Here is a 16,823-nt window from a genome sequence, read left to right on the forward strand (position 1 = left end):
CCTCACGCCACGTTCTGGTCGAGAATGTCCACCGCCTCTTGCAGATTCACCGACACCAGTTGCGAGACGCCGCGTTCGGCCATGGTGACGCCGAACAGGCGGTTCATCCGCGCCATCGTGATCGGGTTGTGGGTGATGATGATGAAGCGCGTCTCGGTCGAGGCGGTCATCTCGTGCAACAGATTGCAATAGCGCTCGACGTTGTGGTCGTCGAGCGGCGCGTCGACTTCGTCCAGCACGCAGATCGGCGAGGGATTGGTGAGGAACACCGCGAAGATCAGCGCCATTGCGGTCAGCGCCTGCTCACCGCCCGAGAGCAGCGACAGCGTCTGCGGCTTCTTGCCGGGCGGCTTGGCGATGATTTCGAGGCCGGCTTCGAGCGGATCATCGCTCTCGATCAAATGCAGCGCGGCTTCGCCGCCGCCGAACAGCTCGACGAACAGGCGCTTGAAGTGGTTGTTGACGACCTCGAACGACGTCAGCAGCCGCTCGCGCGCCTCCTTGTTGAGGCTCTGGATGCCCTGGCGCAGCCGTTTGATGGCTTCGACGAGGTCATCGCGCTCGGTGACCAGGCCGTTGTGCTGGGTCTCGACCTCGCGCAGCTCTTCCTCGGCGCGCAAATTGACCGCGCCCAGTCGCTCGCGATCGCGGCGCATTTTTTCGAGGTCTTCCTCGATATCGTTCAGCGGCGGCAGCTCGGCGCCGGGCTCGATCTCGGCGAGGCCGGCGACGGCCTGCGGCTCGACTTCGAGCATGTCACGGATCTCGCGCTCGATGTCATCGAGCCGGCGCCGCGCGCTTTCCATGCGCTCCTCGGCGCGGGCGGTCGCCTCGCGCGAGCTCGACAGCGCCTCGAGTGTCAGCTTGGCGACGCGATCGGTTTCGGCCATCGCGGTTTCCGCGCTGGCGAGCGCATCGGCGGCCATGCGGCGGTCGTTTTCGGCATATTCGATCTCGGTGATCAGCGCGCTGCGCTTCTCCGCGAAAACCGCCGGCGCGTTCTCGAGATCGCTGCGCTCGATCGAGACTTCGGCGATGCGCGCCTGGATGGTGTCGATATGGGAGGCCGCGCTCTCCTTGCGGTTCTGCCACTCGGTACGCTCGGCGAGGATCGCCTGCACGCGGCGGTCGGCCAGCTCGGCTTCGCGCGCCAGCGCCTGGGCCTCGGCGCGGACCTGCGCGGCCATGCGGCGATGGCCTTCGATGTCGCTGCGGACGGCGGCGAGACGGGTTTCGGTGTCCTCGCTCGACGGCAGCTCGGAGATCCCGGCTTCAGCGTATTCGCAGGCGGCTTCGGCTTCGGCACGGTCGGCGGCCAGACGGCTGTGGGCTTCCGACAGCGTCGCCTTGCGCGCGGCGTGGCGGCTGATCTCGCGCTCGACCATGGCATGCCGCTCGCGCGCGACGTTGAGCTCGCGCTGTGCTGCGCGCCAGGCTTCGCGGCTTGCACCTTCGGTGCTGGCGGCCATCTGCAGCTCGGCCTCGGCGTTCTCCAGCGCTTGACGCTTGATCTGCGCGTCGATGCGGGCCTGCTCCAGCTCGTTCTCGATTTCGATGAGGCGGGCGCGCTCGGCAAGCCGCCGTGCTGCGCCGGTCGGCGCGTGGGCGGCTGCGACAAAACCGTCCCAGCGCCAGACGTCGCCTTCGGGCGAAACCAGCCGCTGGCCGGTCTTGAGCTGCGAGACCAGCTCGGCGCCGCGCTCGCGCGGCACCACGCCGATCTGCGCCAGGCGGCGGGTCAGCTCGGCCGGGGCCTGCACGTGGCGGGCGAGCGGCACGACGCCGTCGGGCAGTTCCGGATCGCCGTCGGTGACGCCGGCATTGGTCCAGCGCATCGGTGCGGACGGATCGACCGGGGCGTCGAGATCGTCGCCAAGCGCCGCGCCGATCGCCTTTTCAAATCCCTTGTCGACGGTGATGCCGTCGATGATGGGCGGCCACAGATTCTTGGTCTCGCCGTTGAGGATCTTGGAGATCGTGCGCGCCTCGGTATCGAGCCGCTGCACGCGCTTGTCGGCTTCGACGAGCGGCGAGCGCGAGGATTCCAGCGTCTGCCGCGCGGCGACGTGCGCTGCCTCGCTGGCTTGAGCCGCGGCTTCCGAGGCCGCCAGTGTCTGCTCGGCGTTCTCGACCGTCGCGGTCAGCTCGTCGAGATCGCCGAAGCCGCCGGTCGCCTCGGTCAGCTTCTGCTCTTCCGTCGCGACGTTCGAAATCTCCTGGTCGAGCCGGGCGAGCTTGTCGCGGTGGGTCCGAACGTTGGCTTCGAGTTGATTGCGCTTGGCGGTGAGGTCGGCGAGCGCGGTGGTGAGCTCGGCGAACTGCTGCTCGGTTTCGGTCAGCACCGCCTCGGCTTCGGCGACACGCTCGTCGACGCCGGAGCGCTTCTCGACGCGCGACTTGATCTCTTCCTTCAGCTCGGCATCTTCGGCGTCGAGGCGCTGCAGCGCGACATCGGCGTCCATGGTCTGCTGCTGGGCACGCGAGATGTCGCCTTCGAACTGGGCGAGGCGCCGCTCGAGTTCCGCGACGCGCTCCTTGGCGCGCTCTTCCTCGCGATCGAGCAGCTCGCGGGCGTTGGTCAGGCGCTGGAGCCCCGCCGCGGCGCGCGCTTCGGCATCGCGCAGCGCCGGCATTTCGGCGGCGCGGATCGCCTGGATGCGGGCGGCCTCGGCCTGGTGCTGGGTACGCTCGGCCATCTCGCGGACCGCGAGATCGTGGGTCTGGCCGGATTCGTTGACGTCGGCATGGGCCCCGATCCAGCGCAGATGGAACAGGGTTGCTTCGGCCTTGCGGACCTTGGCCGCGACCTCGCGATAGCGCACGGCCTGGCGGGCCTGCTTCTTCAGGCCCTCCATCTGGCCTGCGAGCTGGCCGATCACGTCCTCGACGCGGGTGAGATTGGTTTCGGCGGCCTTGAGCCGCAGCTCAGCCTCATGGCGGCGGGCATGCAGGCCGGCAACGCCGGCGGCGTCTTCCAGCACGCGGCGGCGCTGTTCGGGCTTGGCCTGAATGATCTCGCCGATCTTGCCCTGGTGGACCAGGGCCGGCGAGCGCGCGCCGGTGGCGGCGTCGGCGAACAGAATCTGCACGTCGCGGGCGCGCACGTCGCGGCCGTTGATGCGGTAGACCGAACCGGCCTCGCGCTCGATGCGGCGGGAGATTTCGAGCAGCTGGCTGTCGTTCATCGCCGCCGGCGCGGTGCGATCGGAATTGTCGATCGTCATCGTCACTTCGGCGTGGTTGCGCGCGGGGCGATTGCCGGAGCCGGCGAAGATCACCGCGTCCATGTCGGCGGCGCGCAGCGACTTGTAGGAGGTCTCGCCCATCGCCCAGCGCAGCGCCTCGACGAGATTCGACTTGCCGCAGCCGTTGGGGCCGACCACGCCGGTCAGGCCAGGCTCGATGACGAAGTCGGTGGCCTCAACGAAGGACTTGAAGCCATGAAGGCGCAGGCGGGTGATTTTCATAAGCACGCATCTCTGTTGGCAGGCGCGAATCCCCCTGCCGGGACAATACCATGGAAGGCAGTGTCGCTATCCGGGCGAGTCGCGCGAGGCGCCTCATGCGGCTGGACAATGGCCGCGGTGTGCCGCGAGGGCAACCGGCGAAAGCCGCTTTTCCCAAGGGATTTATGCCGGGAAAGATACGGCTCTCGAGATGCGAATCAGGATTGTGCCGTGCGAATCAGCTCTTGAGCAGCGGATTGATCTTCTTGGCGAATTCCTCGAACGAGGTCTCGCCCTTGATCTTCTCGCCGTTGACGAAGAACGTCGGCGTCGAATCGACCTTCAGAACGTCGCTGGCATATTTCTGGTCGGCGGCGATCTTATCGAGCAGCGCCTGGTCCTTCAGGCAGGCCTCGACCTGCTGCTGGGTGAGGCCGGCCTGCTTGCCGATCCGGGTCAGGGTCTCCGTGGTGTTCTTCACCACCCAATCGTTCTGCTGGCGGAACAGCATGTCGGTGACGGCAAAGTATTTCGGCGCGTCGCCATTGGCGATGCAGCGTGACAGCATCGAGCCGGCGGCGGCTTTGATGTCGAGCGGGAACTCGCGGAAGACGTAACGCACCTTGCCGGTGTCGATGTATTCCGACTTGATCTTGGGAAACACCTGCTCGTTGAAGGCCGCGCAATGTGGGCAGGTCATCGAGGCGTATTCGGTGATGGTGACGGCGGCGTCCTTCGGGCCCAGCGCCATGTCGGGCAGCGACACCGGCTTGGCGACGTCGCCAGCGGCCTGCGCGATAGCTTCCGAGATGAACCGCAGCGGTGAGAGCCCGGCGACCGCGGCAAGCCCGGTCAGCGACAGCATCGTGTTGAAGGCGCGGCGGGTGATGATCAAGGTCGGCTCCCGGATTGGCGTGGTGTCGCCCGAAATTCCTATTCAGACGGCCTGTCGCTAGCTTGAAACGTCGTTTGAGGCAATGGCGAGCGGCAAGGACAGGTCCAGTTTGGCCGCAGAATAAGGCTCAATTTCGCTTGATGGCGGCCCCGAGGCGCGCCAGCGCCGACTTCAGTTGTTCATCTTCGATGTCGCCCAGGCGCTCAGCTACCTCGGCCACCGACTTGGCATCCGGCGGGTCGGGCCGGGTTGGCCGTCGGGCGCGCGACAGCGGAGCCTGGCGGAAGGCCAGCTTGCCGACCGCGCTCCAGCCGAAGAACCGGTTGACCCGCTGCAGGATCACATCGGCGGAGTGCTGGATCTCCAGCGCCATCGGCCCTTCGACCCGCAGCACCAGCGTTGCCGGCTCCTGCGGCTGGCCCTCGACCGGCCGGGGCCATTGCATCTTGAGCGGCTCGGCATGGGCCGCGATCTCCGGCCCGGCAATGTGCGCCCACCGCGTCACCAACTCACGGGCAGCAAATCCCTGCTTGGCATAGGCCTCGGCAAAGACGTCGTTGAGCAGGAGCGACAGCGGCTTGGCGCTGATGGGCCCTGGTTTGATGGGGCGAAGCTTGGACATGGGACCTTATAGCACTCCGGGGCGTCGGCCACAGGCTCTTCGCCGCGAAGAAAGACGTGGATGCCCGCGCCCAGCGTGGGCATGACGTGGAGAGATCGGTGCATTGCCGCTACAGTGCGAGCATGAGCCCCAAATCCGCCCTTAAAGCGAAATCGGAACCGCTTCAGCCGGAGACCTCGTCGCGCCCACTCGCGCTGCTCGATTGGTACGACCGCCACCGCCGCCGATTGCCCTGGCGCGCTGCGCCCGGCGAGGCATCCGACCCTTACCGCGTCTGGCTGTCCGAGATCATGCTGCAGCAGACCACGGTGAAGGCGGTCGGGCCCTATTTCGAAAAATTCGTCGCGCGCTGGCCGGATGTCACCGCGCTCGGACGGGCCTCGCAGGAGGACGTGCTGCGGATGTGGGCCGGGCTCGGCTATTATTCTCGCGCTCGTAATCTCCATGCCTGCGCGGTTGCGGTGACGCGCGAGCATGGCGGCACCTTTCCCGACACCGAACTGGGTCTGCGCGCACTACCGGGCGTCGGGCCCTATACGGCGGCAGCAATCGCGGCGATCGCGTTCGACCGCCGCACCATGCCGGTCGACGGCAATATCGAGCGCGTGGTCTCGCGGCTCTTTGCAGTTGAAGAAGATCTCCCGCAGGCCAAGCCGCTGATTCAGGAGTTGGCGGCGACGCTGCTTGCGGACTCTCGCGCCGGCGACAGCGCGCAGGCGCTGATGGATCTGGGCGCCTCGATTTGCACGCCGAAAAAGCCGGCCTGCTCGCTATGCCCACTCAATGAGGATTGTACGGCGCGCGCGCTGGGAACGCAGGAAACGTTTCCGCGCAAGGCGCCGAAGAAGAGCGGCGCGTTACGGCGCGGCGCGGCCTTCGTTGTCACGCGCGGCGACGAGCTTCTCGTCCGCAGCCGCCCCGAAAAGGGTCTGCTTGGCGGCATGACCGAGGTGCCGGGGTCGGACTGGCTGGCCGGACAGGACGACGCCAAGGCAAAACAGCAGGCGCCCGAGTTGAAGGGGCTGTCGCGCTGGCAGCGCAAGGTCGGCGTCGTCACCCACGTCTTCACGCATTTTCCGCTGGAACTGGTGGTCTACACGGCGAGTGTGGAAGCGCGGACGCGGGCACCCGCCGGCATGCGCTGGGTGCCCATCGCCACTCTGGCCGACGAAGCATTGCCCAACGTCATGCGTAAGGTGATTGCGCATGGATTGGACCCCTAGCAGCCCATCCTGCTGACAAGATGCTGGCAGCAGGCCTGCGTTAGCTGTGGCCGGCAACGGAGGCTCGCATGATCAAGACCGCGCTGGACAACTTTCCCAGGCCACCCTGTGCCGAGCTATTGGGGTGGCGCCTGCTCGATGCCCGTCCCGGGGAAGGCTGGATCAAGCTCGCCTTCGACGGCAAGCCGGAGTTCTGCAATCCAGCCGGCTTCATCCAGGGCGGCATGCTCTCGGCCATGCTGGACGACACGATGGGCCCCGCCGTGCTGGTGATGAGCGAGGGCCGGCTCTACACCACTACCATCAGCATGACCGTGAATTTCCTGGCGCCCGCCAAGCCCGGACCGATTATCGGCGAGGCCAAGGTGACGCAGCTCGGCAGGACGATTGCATTCGTCGAGGCCAGGCTGACGGCGGAAGACGGAACGGTGCTGGCGACGGCAAGCGCGAGCGAGCGGCTGCTCGAAGCGGCGAGGGTGGTGGGCAAATAGCTGCCGCGCACTCTTCCTTCCTTCTCCCCTTGTGGGAGAAGGTGGCGCGAAGCGCCGGATGAGGGGTTGGTTCAGCGAGTTCTAATGCGAGTTGGTTTCGCGGAGACAGACCCCTCACCTGAGTGAGTCCGCGTCTACCGGCGTCGCTGCCCTCTCCCGCAAGGGGCGAGGGCCCATCAACGTGCGTCTCGCTTCGTGCGAATACTCATTTCGTCGCGCGCGCACCCGCGCTCACGATCGGCGGCTTCGCATTCAGCGCTTCCACCTGGAAGCCGGCGACGCGCTTGTAGTTGGCGGCAACATCCTCGAGCTCCTGTTGCGACAGCACGTCGGTGACGACCTTGTAGCCGTCGGGCGCGCGCTCCTCGACGAGCTGCATCACCTGTTCGGGGCCGTTCTTGCGGTTGAGCAGGACGAGACTGGTGGTTGCGGACCGCCGCTCGGCCTCATAGGCGAGCAGGGCCGCCTGCGTTGGGCCGTGCGCCAGGATCTCGCGGGTGATGGTGCGGGCATCGAGGATCGCCTGCGAGGCGCCGTTGGAGCCGATGGGGTACATCGGATGTGCGGCGTCGCCCATCAGCGTGACGCGGCCGAAAGTCCATTGTGACACCGGATCGCGATCGACCAGCGGATATTCATAGGCATGCGGGCAGTTCTTGATCAGGCCGGGCACGTCGAGCCAGTCGAACTGCCAGCTCTCGAACCAGGGCAGAAATTCTTCCAGGCGGGCGGTGCGGTTATAGTCCTCGCGCCGCCATTGATAGGTCGGCGGCATGTGGCGCTCGGCAACCCAGTTGATCAGATGGTTGCCCGCGGCGTCCGGTTCCTTCGAGATCGGATAGCAGACGAATTTCAGGATCTCGTGGCCGGCCATGATCATGGTGCGGCCGCTGAGGAACGCTTTTGCGGGCGTGACGCCGCGCCAGAGGATGCGGCCGTTCCAGATTGGCGGGCCTTCGTCGGGATAAAGTTTTTCTCGCGCGGCGGAATGGATGCCGTCGGCGGCGATCAGGATCGCGCCCTCGTAAGTCCCCGCGGGCTTGCCGGTCGCCTTGTCGATGAAATCGGCGCGCACGCCGTCAGCGGTTTCGCTCCAGCCGGTCAGATGATGGCTGGTGAGGATGTTGTCGCGACCGAGGCGCTCGATCGCGGTGTCGAGCAGCAATTGCTGGAGCGTGCCGCGATGGATCGAAAATTGCGGCCATTTATAGCCGGCCTCCAGCCCGCGCGGCTCGCTCCAGATCGGCTTGCCGTGCTTGGAGAAATAGGCCAACTCACGTGTGCGCACGCCGGCGGCATCGAGCTTGTCCATCAGCCCGAGCTCGATCAGCTCGCGCACCGCGTGCGGCAGCACGTTGATGCCGACACCGAGCGGCCGCAGCTCCGCGACGCTCTCGAACACTTTCACGGGAATGCCGATTCCGTGCAGACTGAGCGCAAGCGTCAGCCCGCCGATGCCGCCACCGGCGATGAGTACGGTCATGGGAAAGCCCTCCAACTAGGGGCGTCTTGGCACAGCCGGCCGCCGGTGGGCAACTGCGAAGAGCAAGAGCACCGAAAACGCCATGCTATGGACCTCGGGGCCCGCAGCCGTTAACTTCCGGCTTTCCCATGAGGTCCGACATGCTCAAGCTCTACTACGCCACCGGCACCTGCGCGCTCGCCACCTACATCACTTTGGAAGAAGCCGGCGCCGACTACGCGGCCGAGCGGCTGAGCTTCAAGACCAACCAGCAGAACAGCGCGGAGTACCTCGCGATCAACCCGAAAGGCCGCGTCCCCGCGCTGGTGACCGATCGCGGTGTCCTGACCGAGACCCCGGCGATGCTGGCCTATCTCGCGCAGACGTTCCCCAAGGCCAAGCTCGCGCCGCTCGACGATCCCTTCGACTTCGCCCAGGTGCAGTCCTTCAACTCCTACCTCTGCTCGACCGTGCACATCAACCATGCCCACAAGATGCGCGGCGCGCGCTGGGCGAGCGAAGAAAGCTCGTTCGCCGACATGAAGGCGATGATCCCGAAGACCATGGGCGCCTGCTTCGCCCTGATCGAGCAGAAGATGTACAAGGGACCCTGGGTGATGGGCGAACAGTACACGATCTGCGATCCTTATCTTTACACCCTGTCGACCTGGCTCGAAGGCGATAGCGTCGATATCAACGCGACGCCGAAGATCGCCGATCATTTCAAGCGCATGTCCGACCGTCCCGCCGTGCGCAAGGTGATGGACGCGCAGAAGGCGTGACAAACTCGATGTCGTCCCGGGCAAGCGCAAGCGCAAGCGCAGACCGGGACCCATACCGCGGAATCTATCGATTGTGCTCGGTTGAAGTACCGAACGACCAGTCTTCGTCAAACTACGCCCTGGGGTTATGGGTCCCGGATCAGCGCTCCGCTTCGCTGCGCTTGTCCGGGACGACACCGAGATTGGTGAAGCCGCCTCTTAAGAAGCTTTCTTCTCCAATTGCCGTCCCGTCTCCAGCATCAGCCGCCTGAGCCAGATCGAGCCCGGATCCATCTGTGCGCGGGTCGGGTAGAACATGAACTGCTCGTCGATGCCGGGGTCGAGCGGTGGCGTCACCGTGACGAGGCCGAGCTGCTTCGACAGCGCCGCGATCAGCCGGCGCGGCACGAAGGCGACGAGGTCGGTGCGGGCGGCGACGTGCAGCGCTTCGAGATAACCCGGGACGACGAGAGCGATGTGCCGGTCGATGCCCTTGGTGCGTAGCCAGGTGTCGATCAGGTCCTCCGGCTGGCCGCGGATGATTACGCCGACATGGCGTGCGGCCAGAAACATCTCGCGCCGCTTCAGCTTCGTGGCCACGGGGTGGCCGCGCCGTACCGCCAGCGCGTCGCTGTCGGTGTAGAGCAGCTGGCGGTGAAAGCCCTTGAAGGCGTTGCCGATCGAGATCACGAGATCGATGGTGCGGGCGAACTCCGCGTGGAAGATCGCAGGCCCCCGCCACGGCACCACGTCGATTCGGACATTGGGCGCGGCCTGGGTCACCTTTTCCATCAAGGGCGGCATCAACAGCTCGACCGCGAGATCTGGCATCATCAGGCGGAATTGCCGCTCGCTGCGCGCCGCGTCGAATTCATCCGATAGGAACAGCCCGCGCACCTGATCGAGCGCCTGCGCCAGCGGCGCGCGCAAGGCTTGCGCCCGCGGCGTCAGTTCCATCCGGGCACCTGCGCGTACCAAGAGCGGATCGCCAAAGATGTCGCGCAGACGCTGGAGCGCATGACTCGCCGCCGGCTGCGACAGCCCGATCCGCAAGGCGGCGCGGCTGACGCTGACCTCGCGCAACAGTGCGTCGAGCGCGGTCAGGAGATTGAGGTCGAGCGAATTCAAATTCATAGAGCGAATAGATATCATATCCACTATCGATTTGAAGAATTTAGAGCCGGCGGCGATGATCTCGATTGTTCTCACCAAAAGGAGATGCCGCCATGAACGCGAGCGCCAACAAGAAACTGATGCAGGATATCTTTGCAGCCGCCGCCAGCCTCGATCCGGCTGCGCGCGACCGCGGCTTGTTCACCGAAAGTCTTGCCGACGACGCCAAATGGATCGTGACCGGCCAGTACTCCTGGTCGCGCACCTTTTCGGGCAAACAGGCGATCCTCAACGATCTGCACGGTTATGTGCGGACCCGTCTTGTCGACCGGACACGGACGGTCGCCCACCGCTTCATCGCCGACGGCGATATCGTCGTCGTCGAAGCAAAGGGCGACAATGTCACGCCAGAAGGCGTGCGCTACGACAACGACTATTGTCTCGTGTTTCGGCTCGAGGACGGCAAGATCAAGGAGATCCGAGAATATTGCGACTCGGTGCTGACCGAGAAGGCCCTCGGCCCGTTTCCGCAAACGATCGTGAGGGCCGCGAGCTGAGCGGATCGAGCGGCGTCGCGTCCGCCGGCCGGTGCCGTCCGCTGCGGTCGGCGAGGGGCGTGTTGGTCGCGCAGGCCGGTAGGCTGCAGCGGCATGCAGGCCGCTGCGGGTTTCGCACCAAAACCTTGCTCACCTGCCGATAAAATCAGCAGATGTTGTGCCGCCTGGCGCATACGCGCGCGAAAAATTTGAAGGTTCAATTAACGAGTGTCCCCCATTGTGTCGCGGTGCAGCGTGGGTCGCGAAAGACGCGACGCGCGGCTGCCAGGGCGGCGCGACAATGGCCGGAGTTGTTCGTCCGCCCGAATTCACATGCTTCTGAGTGGACAGTGGGAATGCCGAAGTTTCGTTTGCGGATCAGGGGACGCCTGTACGCGGGTTTCATGGCCTTGGTGGCGGTTGGTCTTGTGATGGCGGTGGTCGCCATCTGGAATTTGCAGTCCGTCCAGGATCAGGTCGCAAAACTCTCCAAATTGTCGGACAGCACGGCGCGCATCCTGGAGATATCGACCCATCTTCAGGCCATCCAGCGAGCCAATCTGCGCTACGTCTACGACGCCAACGAGCCTGCGATGCGGGAGGCTGCCGAGCGAGAGAACGCGGCGACCGGGCTGTTGCAGCTCGGAGCAAAGGGCACCCTCTCGGAGGATCGGCGGAAGCTCTACAACGATCTGATCGCCGACATCGCCAAAATGAAAAGCCTGCGTGACAGTCTCGGCGACGCCGTCAACGAGGCCCGGACCGGCAAGGCGACGCTGTTGCCGAGTGGCGAAGAGCTGACCGTCAAGATGGCCAAGCTGGTCGATGTGGCCCGCGCCGCCGCTGACGACGACACGGTGTCGCTCGTCGCGGACCTCGAGTCCCGGGTCCTGCTGGTTCGAATCGCGAACTGGCGCTTCCTCGCTCTGCGCGACACCAACGGGCCCACCGCCTTCAGAACCAATGTCGACAGGGCGGTGCAGCGGCTGGCAGCCGTCGAAAGGAGCCCGCAGGCGGCGGACCTTCGCTCGTCTCTGACGCCTGTGAAGACCGCCCTCGGTATCTACAAATCCGCGTTCGAAACGACCTCTGCCGCGATGCTGCGGTCCGACGAGATCTACCACAAGGATCTCGCACCGCTCATCTCTGCGAGCATCGCCAAGCTCAAGGTCGCGGAAACCACCTTGAAGACCGATTACAACGATTCGCGCACCGCGGCCGATGCCGTGATCGACGGCACGACCTCGCTGCAGGGGATCGCCGGGGGCCTCGCCGTCCTGTTCGGACTGGTCGTCGCCTTCCTGACCGCCCGCAGCATCGTGGGGCCGCTGACCTCGATGACGCGCGCAATGGGGCTGCTTGCCGGGGGCAATCTCGCCGTCGAGATCCCCTCGCGCGGCAAGGCCGACGAGATCGGCGACATGGCCAAGGCGATCGACGTCTTCAAGACCAACATGATCGAGACCGAAAGGCTGCGCCACGAGCAGACGGCAACCGAGGCCCGCCAGGCCGAGAGCCGCAAGGCCGACATGGCCCGGCTCGCCAGTCAGTTCGAGCAGGCGGTGGGCGAGATCGTCGACACCGTATCCTCGGCATCGCAGGAGCTCGAGGGCTCGGCCGGCACCTTGACCGCGACCGCGAGGCGCGCTCAGGATCTCTCCACCGAAGTGCAATCCGCCTCCCAGGAAGCCTCGGCCAATGTGCAGGCGGTCGCCTCCGCGACCGAGGAGTTGTCCTCTTCGGTGACGGAGATCGCGCGCCAGGTGCAGGAATCGGCGCGCATCGCCGGCGAAGCCGTCGGTCAGGTGAGCAAGACCAACGCGCGCGTGAGCGAGCTGTCCAAGGCTGCAGCCCGCATCGGCGACGTGGTCGAGCTGATCAGCACCATCGCCGGCCAGACCAACCTCCTGGCGCTGAATGCCACCATCGAGGCGGCGCGCGCGGGTGAAGCCGGCCGCGGCTTTGCGGTGGTCGCCTCGGAGGTCAAGGCGCTCGCGGAGCAGACCGCGAGGGCCACCGGCGAGATCGCCCAGCAGGTCTCGGGCATCCAGGCCGCGACGGAGGAATCGGTCGGCTCGATCAGGGAAATCAGCGGCACCATCGAGCGGCTGTCGGAGATCTCGTCGACGGTCGCCGCCGCCGTGGAGGAGCAGGGTGCGGCGACGCAGGAGATCTCCCGCAACGTCCAGCAGGCGGCCCAGGGCACACAGCTTGTATCGTCCAACATCGGCGACGTGCAGCGCGGCGCGTCCGAGACCGGCTCGGCCTCTTCGCAGGTGCTCTCGGCGGCACGCTCGCTGTCGGCCGACAGCAACCGCTTGAAGCAGGAAGTCGCCAACTTCCTGAACTCGGTCCACGCCGCCTGAGCCTCAAAAGCAAAAGGCCACGCGCATGCGCGTGGCCTCGCATTGTGACCTGGCGCGGTCAGGCGACTTTCGTCGTCATGTGCTTGAACATGTTGCTGCGGGCCTCGTCGTCCATCTCCGCCTTGAAGGTGAACTTGTCTTTCAGCGCGATCGCGCGCGTCGCCGCAGGCCGCGCCGTGACCTCGTCCACCAGCCGCTTGACGTTCGGATATCGCGCGAAGGCATCGTCGCCGAGCTTGAACGGCAGCATCCGCGCCCAGCCCCACAGCGCCATGTCGACGATCGAATAGCTGTCGCCGACCATGTAGCGGCGGCCTTTGAGGTGACCGTCGAGAATCTTATAATGGCGATCGGTCTCGAACTGGTAGCGGTTATGCGCGTAATCGTGGTTCTGGTCCTTCGGCGCGAAATGCTTGAAGTGCACGGCCTGGCCCGAATACGGACCAACGCCGGTGGCGACAAACATCAGCCATGACAGCATCTCGCCGCGAGAATTGGCGGCCGGCAAGAATTTGCCGGTCTTCTCGGCAAGATAGAGCAGGATGGCGTTGGAATCGAACACGATGGTGCCGTTGTCGTCGATCGCTGGCACCTTGCCGTTCGGATTGATCTTCAGATAGTCCGGCGTGAACTGCTCGCCCTTGCGGGTGTCGATCTTCACCGGCTCGAAGGGCAGGCCGGCCTCTTCGAGATAAAGTGCGACCTTGGTCGGGTTCGGCGAACCGTTGAAATAGAATTTGAGCATCGGGCATCTCCCCTGTGTTTGTTGGCTGAGAGTGGAGGCAGCAACATGTCCGCAAGCGGCCTTGTCTTGCCTGAACCTTATCGGGGAGGGCAACCGGCGAGTTTGCCGGGCGGTATCTGCGCGTCACGCAGATCAGCCGGCGTAACAAAGGCCGATCGCCGCCGTAATGACCATGGCCGCGCCCACGAGCTCCAGGCGCAGCCCGAGCCGGGTGGCGATATGCATGTCGGAGGCCCGCGCCTTGCGGTCCGATCCGCGCGCGTAGCCGTGAACGATGACGTCGTGATTGAAGCTGTCATGGGCCTCGTTGCTGCTGGCGAGCCCGACGCAGACCACGAGCACGCCGAACAAGGCGAGGCCAAAGAATCCCAGCAGCGCGATCAGGAACATCGGAAACATGCCGACCAGAAAGATCGGCAGCAGCGGCACCAGCAGCAATGTCTCGGACTGTCGTCGCATGGCTCGACCGGTCAGGACGGGGCGCAGGAGATTAGTCTAGTCCCGGCGGCGGCCGTGTTCAACCAGTCTCGTCATTCCGGGGTCGCGCCACGAGGTGCGCTCCGGGATACGAAAGAAAGGCTACCCCGCCGCCATGCCGGCGCGGATCTCGGCGCGAAGCTCGTCGATCAGCTTGAGACCCTTCTTGGTCTCGATGTGCCAGAAGGTCCAGCCGTTGCAGGCTTGCGCGCCTTGCGCCACCGCGCCCATGCGGTGGATGGAGCCGACCTTGTCCCCGAACATGATGGCGCCGTCGGCTCGGACCAGCGCACCGAGCTTCTTCTTGGCGTCGAACAGCTTGGTGCCGGGCATGATCATGCCACGCTCGATCAATTCCGAGAACGCAACCCGCGGCGCTTCGCGCGCCGTCATGAACGGGGCGAGGCTTGCCTCCGGCAACGGCTCGACCGCGGCGATGCGCGCTTGAGCCGCTTTCGCATAGGTCTTGTCGCGCTCGAAGCCGATATAGGAGCGGCCGAGGCGCTTTGCGACCGCGCCGGTGGTGCCGGTGCCGTTGAAGGGGTCGATGACGAGATCGCCGGGTTTGGAGGACGACAGCAGCACGCGCGCGAGCAGGCCTTCCGGCTTCTGCGTCGGGTGCACTTTCTTGCCATCGGCGCCCTTGAGGCGCTCCTCGCCGGTGCAGAGCGGGATCAGCCAGTCGGACCGTGCCTGCACGTCCTCGTTGGCGGCCTTCAGCGCCTCGTAGTTGAAGGTGTAGCCCTTGGCCTTTTCGTCGCGCGCGGCCCAGATCATGGTCTCGTGCGCATTGGTGAAACGGCGGCCGCGGAAATTCGGCATCGGATTGGTCTTGCGCCAGACGATGTCGTTCAGGAGCCAGAAGCCGAGGTCCTGCATGATCGCGCCGACGCGGAAGATGTTGTGATAGGAGCCGATCACCCAGATCGTCGCGGACGGCTTCATCGCGCGGCGGGCGGCGAGCAGCCAGGCGCGGGTGAAATCGTCATAGGCGGAGAACGAATCGAACTTGTCCCAGTCGTCGTCGACGGCATCGACATGGGATTCGTCGGGGCGCTTGAGATCGCCCTTGAGCTGGAGATTGTAGGGTGGATCGGCGAACACCAGGTCGACCGAACCAGCCTGAAGCTTCGACATCTCTGCGACGCAATCGCCGAGGACGATGCTGTGCGAAGGAGACTCAAAATTTGTGCGGGGCGCCCTTGCAGACGCCCCGCGACGCGACTCTACCATGACTCAAGAACTCTGACTCAGGCGACGCTGTCGGCGACGCGGGACCAAACAACCGACTGACCGTTACATTGAAGCGGCAAAGTAAAAATCGACTTAACCCGTGGCCTTCGTGAACAGCCCTCACATCGCGCCTTGCACGCCGTTCGCTCCGCGCATTCTCCATGTTTTGCAGTGTATTTCGTATTTGTTCGCGTTGCGGGAGTAACCGGAGCGCAAAAAGACTCCAAATTTCTCTCGGAAAAAATTGCTCGACGCCCGGAAAAAATTGCTGGCATTGCCATGCTGTCGCACTAGGCAATAATTGCCGAGCGGGATATTGATTAACGCAAGGGAAATTTTACGTATGTGGCGCGTTGAGCTTTCGCGCTCTTGCGCCGAATTGAGCCAGGACCGAGGGAAGCCGCCATGCGCTACGATGATTTCCGCCGCAGCGACGACATCGAGGATCGTCGCGACGATGGTGGCGGCGGCGGTGGAGGAGGCGGGTTCGGCCTCCCCATGGGCGGCGGCGGGCTCGGGATCGGCGCCATCATCGTACTCGGCCTGGTCGGCTACGCCTTCGGCATCGATCCGCGCATCCTGATCGGCGGCGCCGAGATCCTCACCGGTGGCGGCCAGGCGCCGTCCTACCAGACCGATCGCCAATCGTCGTCCAACGCCAAGCGCGGCGCGCCGACCGACGAGATGGGCAGCATGATCTCCGGCATCCTCGGCGAGATCGACGATCGCTGGAGCGAGATATTCCAGGCCTCGGGCCAGTCCTTTACCGGTCCGAAGGTCGTGCTGTTCCGCAACGTCACCAATGGCGGGCGCTGCGGCCGGGCGGAGTCGGCGATGGGACCGTTCTATTGTCCGCCCGACAGGACCATCTTCCTCGACACCGGTTTCTTCCGCGAGGTCGAGACGCGTTTTCGCGGCTGCTCCGGCAAGTCCGCTTGTAACTTCACCACCGCCTACATCATCGCCCATGAGGCCGGCCATCACATCCAGAACCTGCTCGGCATCATTCCGCGCGTGACGCGGCTGCAGCAGCAGGCCGGCAGCAAGGCAGAGTCGAATGCACTCCAGGTGAAGGTCGAATTGCAGGCCGACTGCCTGTCCGGCGTCTGGGTCAATCGCGAGGCGAAGAAGCGGCCGAACTTCCTGGAGCCTGGCGACATCGACGCCGCACTCACCACGGCGAGCGCAATCGGTGACGACACGCTGCAGCGCCAGTCCACGGGCCGCGTCGTACCCGATTCCTTCACCCACGGCTCGGCGGCGCAACGCAAACAATGGTTCATGACCGGCTACCAGCAGGGCACCGTCCAAGCCTGCAACACGTTTGGCGGCGGCCAATAGGGGTTATCCGTCATCCTGAGGTGCTCGCCAATTGGCGAGCCTCGAAGGATGGCGAGCCCGTGGCCCCTCCTTCGAGGCGCGCAAGAGCGCGCACCTCAGGATGACGCAGTGG

The 16,823-nt window shown here is 65.1% G+C and carries 14 protein-coding genes; 6 read left to right on the forward strand and 8 right to left on the reverse strand.

Annotated features, from left to right (window positions below; all coding sequences use genetic code 11):
• Nucleotides 1-2 precede the first annotated feature (2 nt).
• The 3 genes from AC0L3S_RS10115 to AC0L3S_RS10125 form a co-directional block, all read right to left on the reverse strand.
• Nucleotides 3-3,467 (reverse strand): chromosome segregation SMC family protein, encoded by a 3,465-nt coding sequence (locus AC0L3S_RS10115; RefSeq protein WP_473278941.1) that lies wholly within the window; start codon nt 3,465-3,467, stop codon nt 3-5.
• Between the two features lie 217 nt (nt 3,468-3,684).
• The gene (locus tag AC0L3S_RS10120) at nt 3,685-4,341 is read right to left on the reverse strand and encodes a DsbA family protein (RefSeq protein WP_007607089.1); all 657 of its coding nucleotides are present in this window, start codon (nt 4,339-4,341) and stop codon (nt 3,685-3,687) included.
• A gap of 127 nt (nt 4,342-4,468) precedes the next feature.
• Nucleotides 4,469-4,963, reverse strand: coding sequence for a DUF721 domain-containing protein (locus AC0L3S_RS10125; protein ID WP_473278942.1), 495 nt, complete (start codon nt 4,961-4,963; stop codon nt 4,469-4,471).
• Between the two features lie 122 nt (nt 4,964-5,085).
• Between AC0L3S_RS10125 and mutY the strand changes: the two genes are divergently transcribed.
• Together mutY and AC0L3S_RS10135 are read left to right on the forward strand one after the other, a co-directional pair.
• On the forward strand, nt 5,086-6,186 hold the full coding sequence (gene mutY / locus AC0L3S_RS10130; RefSeq protein WP_473262852.1) for an A/G-specific adenine glycosylase: 1,101 nt from the start codon (nt 5,086-5,088) through the stop codon (nt 6,184-6,186).
• A 68-nt stretch (nt 6,187-6,254) separates the two neighbouring features.
• Nucleotides 6,255-6,677 (forward strand): PaaI family thioesterase, encoded by a 423-nt coding sequence (locus AC0L3S_RS10135; protein WP_473262853.1) that lies wholly within the window; start codon nt 6,255-6,257, stop codon nt 6,675-6,677.
• A gap of 205 nt (nt 6,678-6,882) precedes the next feature.
• Here AC0L3S_RS10135 and AC0L3S_RS10140 read toward each other — a convergent pair whose 3' ends face one another.
• Nucleotides 6,883-8,160 (reverse strand): flavin-dependent oxidoreductase, encoded by a 1,278-nt coding sequence (locus AC0L3S_RS10140; RefSeq protein ID WP_473278943.1) that lies wholly within the window; start codon nt 8,158-8,160, stop codon nt 6,883-6,885.
• Between the two features lie 140 nt (nt 8,161-8,300).
• Between AC0L3S_RS10140 and AC0L3S_RS10145 the strand changes: the two genes are divergently transcribed.
• Nucleotides 8,301-8,921, forward strand: a complete 621-nt coding sequence (locus tag AC0L3S_RS10145) for a glutathione S-transferase family protein (protein ID WP_354209102.1) — start codon at nt 8,301-8,303, stop codon at nt 8,919-8,921.
• A gap of 198 nt (nt 8,922-9,119) precedes the next feature.
• On the opposite strand, the gene AC0L3S_RS10150 is transcribed toward AC0L3S_RS10145, so the two are convergent.
• Entirely contained in the window at nt 9,120-10,034 is a 915-nt protein-coding gene (locus tag AC0L3S_RS10150) for a LysR family transcriptional regulator (protein ID WP_473262855.1), read from the reverse strand.
• A 92-nt stretch (nt 10,035-10,126) separates the two neighbouring features.
• Here AC0L3S_RS10150 and AC0L3S_RS10155 point away from each other — a divergent pair, with 92 nt between their 5' ends.
• Nucleotides 10,127-10,570: a nuclear transport factor 2 family protein gene (locus AC0L3S_RS10155; protein WP_473278944.1), complete on the forward strand. Its 444-nt coding sequence runs from the start codon at nt 10,127-10,129 to the stop codon at nt 10,568-10,570.
• A 335-nt stretch (nt 10,571-10,905) separates the two neighbouring features.
• Nucleotides 10,906-12,915: a HAMP domain-containing methyl-accepting chemotaxis protein gene (locus AC0L3S_RS10160; protein ID WP_473262856.1), complete on the forward strand. Its 2,010-nt coding sequence runs from the start codon at nt 10,906-10,908 to the stop codon at nt 12,913-12,915.
• A 58-nt stretch (nt 12,916-12,973) separates the two neighbouring features.
• Here AC0L3S_RS10160 and AC0L3S_RS10165 read toward each other — a convergent pair whose 3' ends face one another.
• The 3 genes from AC0L3S_RS10165 to AC0L3S_RS10175 all read right to left on the reverse strand — a co-directional run bounded on the left by AC0L3S_RS10165 (nt 12,974) and on the right by AC0L3S_RS10175 (nt 15,370).
• Nucleotides 12,974-13,660, reverse strand: a complete 687-nt coding sequence (locus AC0L3S_RS10165) for a glutathione S-transferase family protein (protein ID WP_473278945.1) — start codon at nt 13,658-13,660, stop codon at nt 12,974-12,976.
• A gap of 132 nt (nt 13,661-13,792) precedes the next feature.
• Nucleotides 13,793-14,119, reverse strand: coding sequence for a hypothetical protein (locus tag AC0L3S_RS10170; protein WP_473262858.1), 327 nt, complete (start codon nt 14,117-14,119; stop codon nt 13,793-13,795).
• A gap of 120 nt (nt 14,120-14,239) precedes the next feature.
• Nucleotides 14,240-15,370 (reverse strand): site-specific DNA-methyltransferase, encoded by a 1,131-nt coding sequence (locus tag AC0L3S_RS10175; protein ID WP_007607106.1) that lies wholly within the window; start codon nt 15,368-15,370, stop codon nt 14,240-14,242.
• A gap of 405 nt (nt 15,371-15,775) precedes the next feature.
• Between AC0L3S_RS10175 and ypfJ the strand changes: the two genes are divergently transcribed.
• Nucleotides 15,776-16,711, forward strand: a complete 936-nt coding sequence (gene ypfJ / locus AC0L3S_RS10180; RefSeq protein ID WP_473278946.1) for a KPN_02809 family neutral zinc metallopeptidase — start codon at nt 15,776-15,778, stop codon at nt 16,709-16,711.
• The last annotated feature ends 112 nt before the right edge of the window (nt 16,712-16,823 follow it).

The organism is Bradyrhizobium sp. Ken01 (assembly GCF_055807355.1).

What these genes read in the sequence shown, in the direction of transcription:
- AC0L3S_RS10115 (WP_473278941.1), bottom strand. Translation starts at nt 3,467, where the DNA reads ATGAAAATCACCCGCCTGCGCCTTCATGGCTTCAAGTCCTTCGTTGAG.
- AC0L3S_RS10125 (WP_473278942.1), bottom strand. Translation starts at nt 4,963, where the DNA reads ATGTCCAAGCTTCGCCCCATCAAACCAGGGCCCATCAGCGCCAAGCCG.
- mutY (WP_473262852.1), top strand. Translation starts at nt 5,086, where the DNA reads ATGAGCCCCAAATCCGCCCTTAAAGCGAAATCGGAACCGCTTCAGCCG.
- AC0L3S_RS10135 (WP_473262853.1), top strand. Translation starts at nt 6,255, where the DNA reads ATGATCAAGACCGCGCTGGACAACTTTCCCAGGCCACCCTGTGCCGAG.
- AC0L3S_RS10140 (WP_473278943.1), bottom strand. Translation starts at nt 8,160, where the DNA reads ATGACCGTACTCATCGCCGGTGGCGGCATCGGCGGGCTGACGCTTGCG.
- AC0L3S_RS10145 (WP_354209102.1), top strand. Translation starts at nt 8,301, where the DNA reads ATGCTCAAGCTCTACTACGCCACCGGCACCTGCGCGCTCGCCACCTAC.
- AC0L3S_RS10150 (WP_473262855.1), bottom strand. Translation starts at nt 10,034, where the DNA reads ATGAATTTGAATTCGCTCGACCTCAATCTCCTGACCGCGCTCGACGCA.
- AC0L3S_RS10155 (WP_473278944.1), top strand. Translation starts at nt 10,127, where the DNA reads ATGAACGCGAGCGCCAACAAGAAACTGATGCAGGATATCTTTGCAGCC.
- AC0L3S_RS10160 (WP_473262856.1), top strand. Translation starts at nt 10,906, where the DNA reads ATGCCGAAGTTTCGTTTGCGGATCAGGGGACGCCTGTACGCGGGTTTC.
- AC0L3S_RS10165 (WP_473278945.1), bottom strand. Translation starts at nt 13,660, where the DNA reads ATGCTCAAATTCTATTTCAACGGTTCGCCGAACCCGACCAAGGTCGCA.
- AC0L3S_RS10170 (WP_473262858.1), bottom strand. Translation starts at nt 14,119, where the DNA reads ATGCGACGACAGTCCGAGACATTGCTGCTGGTGCCGCTGCTGCCGATC.
- AC0L3S_RS10175 (WP_007607106.1), bottom strand. Translation starts at nt 15,370, where the DNA reads ATGGTAGAGTCGCGTCGCGGGGCGTCTGCAAGGGCGCCCCGCACAAAT.
- ypfJ (WP_473278946.1), top strand. Translation starts at nt 15,776, where the DNA reads ATGCGCTACGATGATTTCCGCCGCAGCGACGACATCGAGGATCGTCGC.